This window comes from Shewanella sp. 1180_01, from assembly GCF_052850535.1.
Window position 1 is genome coordinate 1 of the sequence record NZ_VXCT01000040.1, and the last position, 12,671, is coordinate 12,671.

The 12,671-nt window shown below is 46.5% G+C and carries 11 protein-coding genes; 8 read left to right on the forward strand and 3 right to left on the reverse strand.

The window, feature by feature from the left end; all coding sequences use genetic code 11:
• The first annotated feature begins 237 nt into the window (after positions 1 to 237).
• From FW758_RS17510 to FW758_RS17525, 4 genes are all read left to right on the forward strand, one after another.
• Positions 238 to 474, forward strand: coding sequence for a hypothetical protein (locus tag FW758_RS17510; RefSeq protein WP_173242358.1), 237 nt, complete (start codon positions 238 to 240; stop codon positions 472 to 474).
• Between the two features lie 552 nt (positions 475 to 1,026).
• Complete coding sequence (locus FW758_RS17515) at positions 1,027 to 2,442, forward strand: amidohydrolase (RefSeq protein WP_446446061.1); 1,416 nt, start codon at positions 1,027 to 1,029, stop codon at positions 2,440 to 2,442.
• 137 nt (positions 2,443 to 2,579) lie between these two features.
• Positions 2,580 to 3,911 carry a M16 family metallopeptidase gene (locus FW758_RS17520; RefSeq protein WP_446446062.1) on the forward strand — a complete coding sequence of 444 codons (1,332 nt, stop codon included), beginning with the start codon at positions 2,580 to 2,582 and terminating at the stop codon, positions 3,909 to 3,911.
• Between the two features lie 41 nt (positions 3,912 to 3,952).
• Positions 3,953 to 5,416 carry a M16 family metallopeptidase gene (locus FW758_RS17525; RefSeq protein WP_446446079.1) on the forward strand — a complete coding sequence of 488 codons (1,464 nt, stop codon included), beginning with the start codon at positions 3,953 to 3,955 and terminating at the stop codon, positions 5,414 to 5,416.
• Between the two features lie 131 nt (positions 5,417 to 5,547).
• On the opposite strand, the gene FW758_RS17530 is transcribed toward FW758_RS17525, so the two are convergent.
• The gene (locus FW758_RS17530) at positions 5,548 to 7,569 is read right to left on the reverse strand and encodes a prolyl oligopeptidase family serine peptidase (RefSeq protein WP_446446063.1); all 2,022 of its coding nucleotides are present in this window, start codon (positions 7,567 to 7,569) and stop codon (positions 5,548 to 5,550) included.
• Positions 7,570 to 7,863: 294 nt separating this feature from the next.
• On the opposite strand from FW758_RS17530, the gene FW758_RS17535 reads away from it, so the two are divergent.
• A complete protein-coding gene (locus tag FW758_RS17535) occupies positions 7,864 to 8,430 on the forward strand; it encodes a hypothetical protein (protein WP_446446064.1) in 567 nt (188 codons plus the stop codon).
• A gap of 285 nt (positions 8,431 to 8,715) precedes the next feature.
• On the opposite strand, the gene FW758_RS17540 is transcribed toward FW758_RS17535, so the two are convergent.
• A complete protein-coding gene (locus FW758_RS17540) occupies positions 8,716 to 9,519 on the reverse strand; it encodes a toll/interleukin-1 receptor domain-containing protein (RefSeq protein WP_446446065.1) in 804 nt (267 codons plus the stop codon).
• Positions 9,520 to 9,783: 264 nt separating this feature from the next.
• Between FW758_RS17540 and FW758_RS17545 the strand changes: the two genes are divergently transcribed.
• Positions 9,784 to 9,906 carry a hypothetical protein gene (locus FW758_RS17545; RefSeq protein WP_446446066.1) on the forward strand — a complete coding sequence of 41 codons (123 nt, stop codon included), beginning with the start codon at positions 9,784 to 9,786 and terminating at the stop codon, positions 9,904 to 9,906.
• 378 nt (positions 9,907 to 10,284) lie between these two features.
• Here FW758_RS17545 and trmL read toward each other — a convergent pair whose 3' ends face one another.
• Complete coding sequence (gene trmL, locus FW758_RS17550) at positions 10,285 to 10,749, reverse strand: tRNA (uridine(34)/cytosine(34)/5-carboxymethylaminomethyluridine(34)-2'-O)-methyltransferase TrmL (protein WP_113940306.1); 465 nt, start codon at positions 10,747 to 10,749, stop codon at positions 10,285 to 10,287.
• Between the two features lie 160 nt (positions 10,750 to 10,909).
• On the opposite strand from trmL, the gene FW758_RS17555 reads away from it, so the two are divergent.
• Both FW758_RS17555 and FW758_RS17560 read left to right on the forward strand, forming a co-directional pair.
• Positions 10,910 to 11,683, forward strand: coding sequence for a transporter substrate-binding domain-containing protein (locus FW758_RS17555; protein WP_261273615.1), 774 nt, complete (start codon positions 10,910 to 10,912; stop codon positions 11,681 to 11,683).
• A gap of 126 nt (positions 11,684 to 11,809) precedes the next feature.
• Positions 11,810 to 12,667 carry a DMT family transporter gene (locus FW758_RS17560; protein WP_446446067.1) on the forward strand — a complete coding sequence of 286 codons (858 nt, stop codon included), beginning with the start codon at positions 11,810 to 11,812 and terminating at the stop codon, positions 12,665 to 12,667.
• The last annotated feature ends 4 nt before the right edge of the window (positions 12,668 to 12,671 follow it).

Consider the following 12,671-nt stretch of genomic DNA (forward strand, 5'->3'; position numbering starts at 1 on the left):
GAAGAATATCAAGACGAGTTTTTATCATGGGATGTTGATATCCATGAAAATAATGGAAGTAGTGGAGACGGTCTTTATGGGTATTATTGGTGAAGAACGTATCAGTATTAACTTCAAGATGATTAAGCAAGCGATTGATTACATTAATTAAAAGCAAGCCTTTATCATACCTTTAAATTTATTTGAAACATATCCACTCAATAGAAAACAATAAATATCTCATGAGGTAAAATAGTAATGAACGTTAAAGAATTGATTGTGATCCTTCAGCAGCTAAACCCAGAAATGGAAGTTATTGGATTTACCGCTAATGGAGAGAAGTTCAATGATGCAAATCGAGTATATAAACTTGAAGAACTAAAGCTGATTAAGGCACGTAGAGAGCGTGCAAGAACTAAGTTAGTTGATGCTACGTTGAATTTTTCTCCTGATGGTGAAGAGCAAGCCGTTCTCTTCTTAACAAGTGACTTTTAATCTACTCCATTGAGTGTTTTGTCCATTAAAGGTTTGGAATAAGTATTCTAAACTGTCCAAAATTGAGCCAGTGAATCACTCTACACCAGACTGATTCACGCTATCCCCTAAAACCCGCTCAAATGCACAGTTTTCGGTTATTCGAGGGCGTTTTTTACCCTAAAAATGAATCAAATCTCTTAAGAATTGATTCAATGCCAAATAATGGAAATTAAGTCGGCTTCTGGTCGTGAAAATTTGCGCTTAAAGGACAGAGTGATTCATCCATTAAGAAATTTTGTGGATTAAAAAAATAAGCTAAATAGGTACGCCGGAATTAACGGTATTAAGCACAGTCATGGAAGTGACCGTCCGTGGCATGGATGCCACGTTCGAGCATATATGGACGGACTGGCTGCGAGTCACTGTAGTGGCAGTGCTTAATCTCTATTGCTGACGGTTTTTAGTCCCTAATACCTGTTGTGTTATTTACCTTCATCATTAAATCTATTAACAATTCTTCAATGTCCGTGTAGTTTAGGTAGCTTATAAAAACAACAATAGGTTATCGCTATGACTTTACCCTCTGTATCACCATCTGCTATCTCAACATCATCGATCCCAAGATCATTTGGGTTTAACTTTTCTGCAAACAAAGCCATTTTTTCCAAGACCTTACTCGCTTCGGCTTTAGCCTTGAGCTTTATGGGCGCGGGTTTGAGTTCGGCGCAAGCGGCGACCAGTGCTGTGCCGGATGCGGCTAAGTTGGCGGCGGGTGTGGAGCAAAAGGTGATCGACTGGCGCCGCGATTTACATCAACATCCTGAGTTGTCTAACCGTGAATTTCGCACCAGCAAGATTATTGAAAAGCATCTGAAATCATTAGGTTTAGAAGTACAAACGGGTGTGGCGCATACGGGCGTGGTGGCCATTTTGAAAGGCGGGAAGCTGAAAGGTGGCAAGTCTGGTCCCTTGATTGCGATTCGAGCGGATATGGATGCCTTGCCTGTGACTGAGGTGGTTGACTTGCCCTTTGCCTCTAAAGCGACCGACACTTACCGCGATCAAACGGTGGGGGTGATGCATGCCTGTGGGCACGATACCCATGTGGCCATGTTGATGGGCGTGGCTGAAAACCTCGTGAAAGTGAAAGATAGCCTCGCGGGTGATGTGATGTTTATCTTCCAACCTGCCGAAGAAGGCGCGCCAGACGGGGAAGAAGGCGGCGCGGAGTTAATGCTTAAAGAAGGGCTGTTTGCTAAGCGTAAACCTGACCAAGTGTTTGGTATGCATGTTACCTCTAGCATGCCGAGTGGCATGATTGGTGTGCGCAGTGGTCCGGCGATGGCGAGTGAAGATTCCTTTACGATCAAAGTGAAAGGCCGCCAAACCCACGGTTCGCGTCCTTGGAATGGGGTCGATCCTATCGTCGCCGCGGCGCAAATTATTACCAATGTGCAAACGATTGTCAGCCGTCAGGTGGATATCACTAAAGCCCCTGCCGTAGTGAGCTTTGGTGCGGTTAATGGTGGCATTCGCTCTAACATTATTCCCGATGAAGTCGAGCTGATTGGCACTATTCGCACCTTCGACCAGCCCATGCGCGCCGATATCAAAGTGCGTTTAGCTGAAATGGCCGAGTTGTCGGCGAAAACGCTTGGTGCGAGTGCGACAACAGAGATCCACCCAGGTTATCCTGTTGTGGTCAACAATCCCGAATTAGTCGCTAGCATGCGTCCTGTGCTCGCCAGTGTAGTCGGCGATAAGATGCTGATTGAACCTGGGTTAATCACAGGTGCCGAAGATTTTTCTTACTACGCCTTAGAAGCGCCGGGGATGTTTTTCTTCCTCGGGGTGACGCCAAAGGGAACGGATCCAGAAACCGCGGCCAGCAATCATTCTCCGGCTTTTTATGTAGATGAAAGTGCGTTAAAAGTGGGAGTTGAGGCCATGACCAAAGTGGCATTAACGGCGCTTAACGCGCAATAAGCCGCGCAAGTCTTATTCCGTAAGCTCTTCGGTATAACTTGAGCTTACAAAAAATCGGCGCGGGATACGCTTTCTGCGCTTGATTTGTTAATCAATATGCCCTCATATGTGAATTTTTACAGCAAGGAGCGAACAAGATGAAGCGCACGCTATCGGCTCTGGTGTTGGCCATGGGACTTTTGAATCCCCTAAGCCAAGCACAGGCCACCACGGCAGAAGACATTAAGAGTTTCACGCTAGATAACGGCATGAAAATCATGGTGCTAGAAGATGCCTCTATTCCCAATGCCAACATGTACTTGTTTTGGAAAGTCGGTTCTCGTAACGAAGTGCCCGGCATTACCGGTATTTCGCACTTTTTCGAACACATGATGTTTAACGGTTCGAAAAAGTACGGTCCAAAAATGTTCGACCGTACTATGGAAGCCGCAGGTGGCGCGAATAATGCGTATACCACTGAAGACATGACGGTTTATACCGATTGGTTCCCCGCCAATGCGCTTGAAACTATGTTCGATCTCGAAGCCGACCGTATCGCAAACTTAGATATCAACCAAACTATGGTCGATAGCGAACGTGGTGTAGTGCAGTCGGAACGCTCCACTGGCTTAGAAAACTCTAACTGGAATGCCCTCGAAGGTGAGATCAAAGGCGTGGCGTTTTTAGCCCATCCGTATTCTTGGTCGGTGATCGGCCATGAGTCGGATATTGCCGCTTGGACGCTGGAAGATCTCGTGCAGTACCACAAAACCTATTATGCGCCGAACAATGCCGTGGTTGTGATTGCCGGTGATGTGAAGGTTGCCCAAGTTAAAGCCTTGGCCGACAAATACTTTGCGCCTATTCCTGCACAAACTCCGCCTAAAGCGATTCGCACCGTAGAACCTGAGCAAAAGGGCGAGCGTCGTACCTTTGTGCAAAAGGCATCGGTGAGCACACCGAATGTGATGCTGGCTTACCATATTCCGGCGGCGACTCACGCAGATTTTTATGCGCTGGATTTATTAAGCTCGATTTTAAGCCAAGGTAATAGCTCGCGTTTATATCAATCACTGGTTGATAGACAAGTGGCCTTAGAAGCGCAAACCTATATGCCGATGTCGGTCGACCCTAACCTCTTCTATGTGATGGGTGTTGCCACGCCTGAGGTGAAAGCCTCGACGCTGGAGCAGGCACTGATTGAACAAATCGATGCGATTGCGACAACGGGTGTTACCCAGCAAGAGCTGGATAAAGTTAAAAATATCAAGTTGATGGATTTTTATCGTTCGATGGAAACCATCAATGGCAAGGCCAATACCATAGGCACCTATGAGATGTATTTTGGCAGTTATGACAAGCTATTTAATGCGCCAGAAGCCTATAACAAGGTGACGCCAGCGGATATTCAACGTGTTGCCCAAACCTACTTACGTAAATCGAATCGCACTGTAGCTGTGCTGGCGGCAAACGAGGAGAGCTCCCAATGAAAGCGATGGCAATGAAATCAACGGCAGCGAAATCGATGGCAATGAAATCGACAGCAATGAAATCACTTAAGATGGCATCACTCGGGAAACCTTCTAAGTTAATGGCCGCATTAGCCCTAGGCACAAGTTTAGCCTTAGCAGGTTGTGCTACGACATCGGCGCCAAAACGCGTCGAAACTGGCAGCTTTGTGATGCCAAGTTACGACAAGTTCGTGCTGGATAACGGCTTAACTGTGTATTTAATGCCGCAGCGCGAAGTGCCTTTAGTCACCTTAAATGCCGTGGTACGTGCGGGAGCTGTCAATGACACCACCGCAGGCGTGGCGCAAATGACGGCAGAAGGTTTGTTGTTAGGGGCGGCGGGTAAATCTAAGGCGGATATCGAGCAGCAAGTGGATTTTCTCGGTGCAAGTTTAGGCGCTGAAGCGGATAAAGAAGGCAGCTATCTCAGCGCCGATTTTATGGCGAAAGATACTGATGTCATGCTGGGCTTATTTAGCGCGGCGATGTTAACGCCGGACTTTGATGCTGCCGAGTTCGATAAACTCAAGCAACGCGCGATTGCGGGTTTGCAGCAAGATAAAGAAAGCCCACGGGCGGTGATTGGTCGTTACTTCGATAAGCTGGTATTTGGTGCCCATCCTTATGGTAATGCGGCTTCGGGTAACAGCGATTCGCTTGAAAAAGTGACAGTGTCGCAACTGCGCGCTTTCCATAAGAGTTACTACCAACCGGCCAATACTGCGATTACCGTCGTGGGTGACTTTGATGTTGCTGCGATGAAGACCAAGCTGACGCAAACCTTTGGTCAGTGGAAAGGCAGCGAGAAACTGGTGCAGCCTGACTTAAATCAAGGCTTGCCTCAGTTAACTGCGGCTAAAGTTTTGCTGGTGGATAAACCCGATGCAATCGAAACCACCTTTGTTATCGGCGGTTTAGGCATTAGTCGTGACAATCCAGACTATGTCGGTTTAACGGTAGTGAACACTATTTTAGGTGGTCGTTTTACCTCTTGGCTTAACGACGAGCTGCGGGTAAACGCTGGCTTAACCTATGGCGCACGCTCAGGTTTTAGTCCTTATACCGACTCGGGTGTGTTTACTATTAGCACTTTCACTAAGACGGAAACCACTCAAGAAGCGATTGATCTCGCACTGAAAACCTATGCTCGTTTATGGGAGAAAGGCGTAGATCAAACCACCTTAGATTCGGCTAAAGCCTATGTGAAGGGCCAGTTCCCACCTAAGTTTGAAACCTCAGGCCAACTGGCGGGATTGTTGTCTGGCATGTATCTATACGGCTTCGATGATAAGTTTATCAATGAGTTCCAAGCTAAGGTGGATGGTTTGACCTTAGAAGAAACCCAAAGACTCGTGAAAACTTACTTCCCGCAAAAAGACCTGCAATTTGTGCTGATTGGCAACGCGGCTAAGATTGCACCTATCGCCGCTAAGTATGGCAAAGTGCAAACCGTGGATATTAAAGCGACGGGATTTGGCCAATAAGCCAAGCCATTTTAAATCAAGTTATTTTAAGTTAAGTCTTAAAAAATAAGATGTTAGTTTAGGTTCTGGTTTAAGTTAACCGATTAAAAAGGTCTGCATTGCAGACCTTTTTTGTATCTTATGGATGGTGTTTAACGCGCGCCAGGTTCGGCAAAGTGGGTCATCCACTTCTTCACTTCGTTATACCAGTAGACTGAGTTATTGGGCTTCATAATCCAATGATTTTCATCGGGGAAATAAATCATCCGCGATTCAACATGTCGACTTTGCAGGGTGTGGAACAGTTCGAACCCTTGGGTCGCCGGCACTAAGTAATCGAGTTGGCCATGACTGACTAAGGTAGGAGTGTTGAAGTTAGCCGCAAAGTAATGGGGCGAAATGGCTTTATACAGTTCTGGATTATCCCAATAGTTGCCAAATCGGGTGCTGTGTACGGCAAAGTCCGACGCCATTTGTGCATACATGTCGTAGACCGCAGCATGGATCAATAGCGCTTTAAAGGGATGCGGCTGACCTAAGATAATCGAGGTCAGGTAACCACCATAACTTGCACCACCCGCCACCATGCGATCACTGTCTATCCAGCTTTGTTGTTTAAACCAGTCTGCCGCCTTGAGCACATCCTCGAGGGGTTTTGTCTTCCAATCGGGATTAATGGAATCGGCAAATTCCTGACCAAAGCCGCTCGAACCGTGGAAGTTTGGCCACGCTGTGACATAACCCCAAGAGGCAAAGGTTTGCGCGTTCCAACGGTAATGGAAACCGTCGGTAATGGCATTGTGTGGCCCGCCGTGGACGAGCATAAACAGTGGGTATTTTTTGCTGCGATCAAACCCTGCGGGATAGTGAACCCACATTTGAATATCTTTACCTTGATAGCCTTTGTAGGTCACTGATTCATAAGTGCCTAGGTCGACATCTTTAAGAATGTCGTCGTTAAAGTTTTCTAGGCGTTCAATCTTACCGTTGCGAGGATTGATGCTAACCAAGCGAGCGGGATACAAGAAGCTCTGATTGGTGGCAATCAGTTCGCCGTCTTTGCCTATGGCGGGTTGGCTAAAATCGGTTGCCTCTGTGATGGCTTTTACTTTGCCGTTCTTGGCATCGATAGAGTAAATGCGGTTTGTGGCGGCGTCTTCCACAGTGGCATAAAAGCCCTTGTTGTCGGGTGTCCAACTGAATTGAGAGACAGAACGGTCCCAGTCTGATGTGAGTGTTGTGAGTTTACGGCTGTCGATATCCAGCAGCATCAGCCTTGAGGTATCGGCGTAGAAACCGGGGATTTTCTGGCGGGTAAAGGCGAGCGTTTTACCGTTAGGGCTAAAGCTAGGATTTAGATCCGGCGCTTGATTATCAGCGGTGAGATTTTCGGCCTTGTTGTCTCCAATCGTGGCGAGAAATATATCAATTTTAGGATCGACTTTATTCTCTGAACCATAGGCGTTGAAGGCAATCCAGCCCTCATTGGGGGAAACATCATAGCTTGCACTGCTTTGGTCTGAGCGTGGTAATTCATGGCCCGCAGGCTGGGTGATATTTTCGACATTACCGCCTTTGGCCGGAATTCTAAATACATGGGCTTGGCGACGTTCATCTAACCAGTGATCAAATTGGGAATAGGGCAAGGCGTTCCATTGATGGGCGGAAACCTTATTGTCTGTATCTGTGGCGAGCTGGGTTTTCATTTCTTCCCAGCTTTGATTGGGAAAGATATTGCTGATGAAATACAGATGCTTGCCAACCCACTTAATGCTGTTAACTCCTGTGGGAATATCGGTTAAGCGCTGCGCTTCACCCGGACCATCCATCGGCAGCAGGTAAATTTGGCTCGCCTCGTCTTCATTGCGCTTGCTTACAAATGCCAAGGTTTTGCCGTCGGGGGAAAACACGGGCTCGCTCACCCTTAAACCTTTGGCTGTGATGGCTCGGTTTTGCTTGCCATCGAAACGCCACAGCTGGGTCGAGCCTTTATCAGCTTTGAGATCGTACTCTGTGACTGGCGCGATAATGTGTTCACCCGTGGGGGATACAATCGGGCTACCGATACGTTTGAGTTGCCAAAGTAATTCCGCTGAGAGTGGTTTGCCTTGGTCTGCAAATGCCGAGCTAAAGGGCATCAGTAAACAGAGTAATAAAATGCCTGTCTTCTTCACTATGAGTCTCCTTGTGATACAAACAGTTACTAGGATTATGATGTTGCGTATTTTTGCTAAGTGGCAAGTTAGCATGAAAACCCGCTATGCCTGAATAAGCTGTTATGTAAGCAACTGTGAATCTTTGTTGGGTATCTCAGCTCAAAAGAGGTTGATGTAGGCGGTAAACTGTCAGGCTAACTGCAATACAAAAGCGTTCATTCCGTCGTTAAAGGAATCGTTTGTGATGGGGGATTTGTCGATTGATGCTTTTAACGCTAATGTATTGATCTGTTTCGGGTAGGTGCTAGAGATATGCCGCTTAAAATCGACCGTTTGAACCTTATGTTGGGTCTTGCCATTGTACTGAGCGTGTTTTCGTCCTTCTCAGTCATGGCCGCTAAGGTCAGTTTCAAGGAATTTTGTCCACAATTGGTGGGGCAATGGGCGGGTGATGCTGCCAAGGCGGGGGAAATTCCGAAAAAAGTGGCCGTTACGGGCTTTTGCTCCCACGATCAGCGCCAGTTGATTTTATCTGTGAGTATCGGCACGAAGGCGCCCTTTAGCGAAACTTGGTGGTTTAGGGAGCAGGGCGATCAAGTATTACTGACCTATTACGACGGTGTGGCGGAAGATAAACAGCAAGTCTTTAGTTTATATCGACAAAATGGGGATTATTCCCTGCTAGGGGAAGGGGTTGTCAATGCGAGACCCGCGTTGATCCAGTTACTCTTCGATGCTCAGACTCAGACTCAGACTCAGACTCAGACTCAAGCGGGTGGCTGGCAATGGACGCAGAATATCCAATATTTAGACGATGATATCGACCGCTATCAGCTTTTTCGTGGGATAGAGATGACGTCTGTCGCGCCATCGAATTAAGCCGACTTATTCATACTCGACAATACGCAACTCACTTTGGGACATAACTGAGTTATGGAGACTACTAAATTAGCGTTTAACGAATTACTTTGGGTATAGCAAAGCCTCTAGTGTAGTGGCCAATTTCACTTGGCCACTACACAAGCTAGGAACAAATGAGCTAAATGATCCCGCTATTGATTAACTAAAATTTCATAAGTGAAAGTTACATGCTCGGGTACATACTGTTCAGTATTTATTTCAGGTTGGACTTCTTCGATAGTCAAAACACAGAGAGCCCCCTCACTATTCAAGAGCACGGCTTTTTGTCCGACAGTAGGGGGTGATTGTTCGACCGGGGGTTAGAAAAGAATCAACTGTTGAGGGGGTAAAGTTTGAAGTTGTTATTAGCCCCACAGCTTTAAGGCCACCGTCAGTGTATACATAGACACTATTTCCTGAACACCCACTGAAATGAATTTTGAACTGGTACTCACCATTTCCAACTGTATAACCTGAATGCTCTCGATAGCGAAAAGTTACACGCCCATTTAGAGCTGGGTTTGCATAATTACCAGAGTCTTTCAGAACATCAATCCGCTCAAGTCGCGCTGCTCGTTTATGAATGACTGAGAGAGGTATCGCATGTCGTTTGTCTGCGGGAAGTCCTTCAATCCACCGCCATACTGCGTCTATCTGGGTTGATCCTGGATATCTCCTTGCATCAGGGTTTGAATTAAAATCAAAACCTTTAGGACTTTTAGCTTCTAGCCAACGAGGCAATCTATTGTTAGGGTTTCTAACAAAAAGAACGGACAGCCATGTGTTTGGTTTACTCTCAAAAACACTGCTTATCCATTCTGTCTCAATACCTACTCCTGATGTTGGGGCATTGTCTGCACGTTCGACATAATTTTCATCAACAACTAAAAGTACATGAGAAGCATCGGTTACTTCTTGCATGAAGCCACTTAAACTCGAACCATAGTCGACTGCTTCGTCAATTTTCACCGTGTAACCCATTAAATGAAGTTGGCTTGCGAGTAGGTGAACCCACTCTTTATGCTCATTTGACGTCCAAGCGTATGAAATAAATAAATCCGTTTTCATTTGAATGTGTTTTCCTTATGTTCATGACGCATTGTTTAAATGCAATATTTTACTTGAAAAGTCCAGACCTCATCAAAAATGCAATAGTAAACAAAAAGAGAATTTAAAAGCTACTCAGATTAATGACAATGAGCGCAGATCCATCAAACTTCTATCATCTTCGGATTACGATTTATTAGTTTGAACATATACCAAGGCAGCCCAAACAATCACACTCCCTAGCTCGAAATGGGGCATTAGCCTTTTCGTCGGATGAACAGTTCAATGGTCGTCAAAATTGTCACTGTTGCAACAGTGACCGTTGGCGGCATGGCCACTCTTTCACATCTGACCCATAGGGATATGGGAAATGCCACTATGATGTTGGGAACATCATTGGCCATGTGATCGCGGCATTTACACTTCCGTGTGCTGCAGATGCCGCCGTCGAGCCTATAGGGATACTTCTTGTAAAATAAAAGGGCGGCGTGTCACTGGGGAAACAGTGGCAATGTATATTACGCAATATCCGATTCAGCCGCCTTGCTTTGGGGAATATCTTTTAGTTGAACAAACAGCTAGAGGGTAGCGAGGATTGGCATTGTTGTACCAACGATCTTCTAAAGCAGGAATGTTTTAGTAGAGCCTTCATGGATACTTCTTGTGAAATAAGGCAGCTTATCACTGGGAAAGAAATCTTTCAGAGCAGATGGCTGAATGATTTGGCTTAGTGATTGGAAAATTGGCTGGTTAAGTCCAGCCTAATCCAAATCATATTCCTAGGTATTAAATAGCGCCTTCAAACCCGAGCTGACGCCATGCTTCGTAGCTGATAATCGCCACCGCATTCGACAGATTCAAACTACGGCTGGTTGCCGCCATCGGAATACGCAGTCTCTGCTCGGTCGGGATAGATTCGATAATCGCCATCGGCAAGCCGCGGGTTTCAGGGCCAAATAGCAGCACATCATCTTTTGCAAAACTCAGCTCAGTATGCGGACGACTGCCTTTAGTGGTGCAGGCCATAATGCGCTTACCTGCCATGGCTTCGAGGAAGGCATCGAAGTCTTTGTGGCGAGTTACATTGGTCAAGTCGGCATAATCTAAACCAGCGCGGCGCAACTTTTTCTCTTCTAGATCAAAACCTAATGGCTCAATCAAATGCAGCTGACAACCGTTGTTGGCGCATAAGCGAATGATATTACCTGTGTTAGGTGCGATTTCTGGCTCATAGAGTGCGATATGGAACATACTGGCCCGCCTATAGAAAAATGACGGCTGATTATACGGCAAACGGCAGCTAAGCACAGTGACAGAGTGATGCTTTATCACGTTCTCATTTGGATACGAGGAATGAACGCCACAATCGTTGTCGTCTGCTAAGCTTGAGAAAGCCACCGAGGGACCACTCATGTTCAGTCACTTTATCACCTTGTGTATTTTTTCTGTACTTTTCCTTCACAGCATTTTCACCCCAGCCTATGCCGCGGATGATGCTGTCATTAATGCTGGCGGCAAGCGGCAGATGACGGCTTATTTAGGGGAGATCCCTGGATTAATTAATGCCGATGGCACAGGGCCATTTGTGGAACTGGTTAAAGCAATTGATAGGGCAGATCCTGAGGTTGAAATTGAGATTAAGGTTTTCCCGCTTTCACGGGCGATGCTAGGCGTGACGCTTGGTCGTGCTGATTTTGGTTTGCCCGCAATCCGTAATAATGCCGCGTTAGATGCCTTACCTTACCGTTTTAGTTCTGTTTCATTTGGGCAAGTCACCCACGTGCTTTATACCAATGTGGATAAGCCGATAACGAAGGCCATGTTATTTGATCAGCAGCAAACGGGGCGCGTATTTACCGTGGAGGCGATTCCGGATTACATGCCTATCCCTGCGGAGCCTTCAATAACCATTAAACGTTCTTTGCTAAAACTTTCTCATGGCCGTATCGATGCCTTCGTTTGGGCACAGGAAGAGGCCGATATGATGCTGAAACAGTTGAAGTTGCATAATATCCACCGTGAAGACTTTGGCGATTTTGAAGATGTGTTTGTGATTGCCAAGGGCCCCGAAGGGGATGCCGTAGATGCATATTTGAGCCGCATGATTGAACTACTGCGGCAGACTGGAGAGTTAAGCCAGATTTATCAAACTATCCATCTGTCCTACAATGACTGGCAACCTTAGTTTTTAAATCAAATAGTTAACTTGATTAACTCCCACCGATAACGAGATATTCATAAACTTCACTTGCTAGGAGTGAAGACTGAGAATAACATATCTTCACATCAAGATACTTTTTAAAGAGTTATTATGCCTTTTGTAATCGCCTTACTCGCCCCTGTATTTTGGGGGACGACCTATGCGTTAGTGAGTCTCTACTTACATGACATGTCGCCCTATTGGGTGGCCGTGTGGCGCGCGCTGCCTGCGGGGATACTTATGTTGATGCTGCGTCCTCGCTTGCCAACGCTGGTGTGGTCAAAGCTCGGTTTGCTGGCTTTTTGTAATATCGGTGCCTTCTTCACCTTGTTATTTATCGGCGCGTATCGTTTGCCGGGCGCAGTGGCGGGGACATTAGGGGCGACGCTGCCGTTAATTTTCTTAATCTTAGCTTGGGTGATTGACAAAAAACGCCCTGGGATGAAGTGGTTACTATTAGGCTTAATGGGCCTTGGCGGGGTGATTTTACTGCTTAACCCGTCGGCGGATCTCGATCCTATCGGCGTGTTGTGCATGTTGAGCGCCACGACGTTAATTGCTTTCTCTTCTCGCTGGATGCAAAAGTGGGATGTGGGTGACTTTTTAGTGCTCACCGCCTGGCAGCTGTTTTTGGGTGGTTTGATGTTAATCCCGCTAGCGTGGTTTATGGCGGGCCCGCCGCAGTTACCGAGTCTGACTGTGGTGCCATCGTTAATATGGTTAGTGATTGCCAACACCGCCATCGCTTATTGGGCTTGGTTGTGGTCGATGCGAAATTTAGGGCCAGAAATCATGGGCATGGTCGCTTTAGTCAATCCCGTGGTTGCCGTATCATTAGGGGTCATGATTGTGGGTGAGACATTAGACATGCGTCAGTGGGCGGGGATAGGTGTAATATTACTGTCGCTGTTGTTGATGAAATTGCCACAGAATTTAAGGTTAAATCTATTTAAAAAAGTGCAGCCCTAGTCAG

What these genes read in the sequence shown, in the direction of transcription:
- FW758_RS17560 (WP_446446067.1), top strand. Translation starts at nt 11,810, where the DNA reads ATGCCTTTTGTAATCGCCTTACTCGCCCCTGTATTTTGGGGGACGACC.
- FW758_RS17525 (WP_446446079.1), top strand. Translation starts at nt 3,953, where the DNA reads ATGAAATCGACAGCAATGAAATCACTTAAGATGGCATCACTCGGGAAA.
- FW758_RS17555 (WP_261273615.1), top strand. Translation starts at nt 10,910, where the DNA reads ATGTTCAGTCACTTTATCACCTTGTGTATTTTTTCTGTACTTTTCCTT.
- FW758_RS17535 (WP_446446064.1), top strand. Translation starts at nt 7,864, where the DNA reads ATGCCGCTTAAAATCGACCGTTTGAACCTTATGTTGGGTCTTGCCATT.
- FW758_RS17540 (WP_446446065.1), bottom strand. Translation starts at nt 9,519, where the DNA reads ATGAAAACGGATTTATTTATTTCATACGCTTGGACGTCAAATGAGCAT.
- FW758_RS17520 (WP_446446062.1), top strand. Translation starts at nt 2,580, where the DNA reads ATGAAGCGCACGCTATCGGCTCTGGTGTTGGCCATGGGACTTTTGAAT.
- FW758_RS17510 (WP_173242358.1), top strand. Translation starts at nt 238, where the DNA reads ATGAACGTTAAAGAATTGATTGTGATCCTTCAGCAGCTAAACCCAGAA.
- FW758_RS17515 (WP_446446061.1), top strand. Translation starts at nt 1,027, where the DNA reads ATGACTTTACCCTCTGTATCACCATCTGCTATCTCAACATCATCGATC.
- trmL (WP_113940306.1), bottom strand. Translation starts at nt 10,749, where the DNA reads ATGTTCCATATCGCACTCTATGAGCCAGAAATCGCACCTAACACAGGT.
- FW758_RS17545 (WP_446446066.1), top strand. Translation starts at nt 9,784, where the DNA reads ATGGTCGTCAAAATTGTCACTGTTGCAACAGTGACCGTTGGCGGCATG.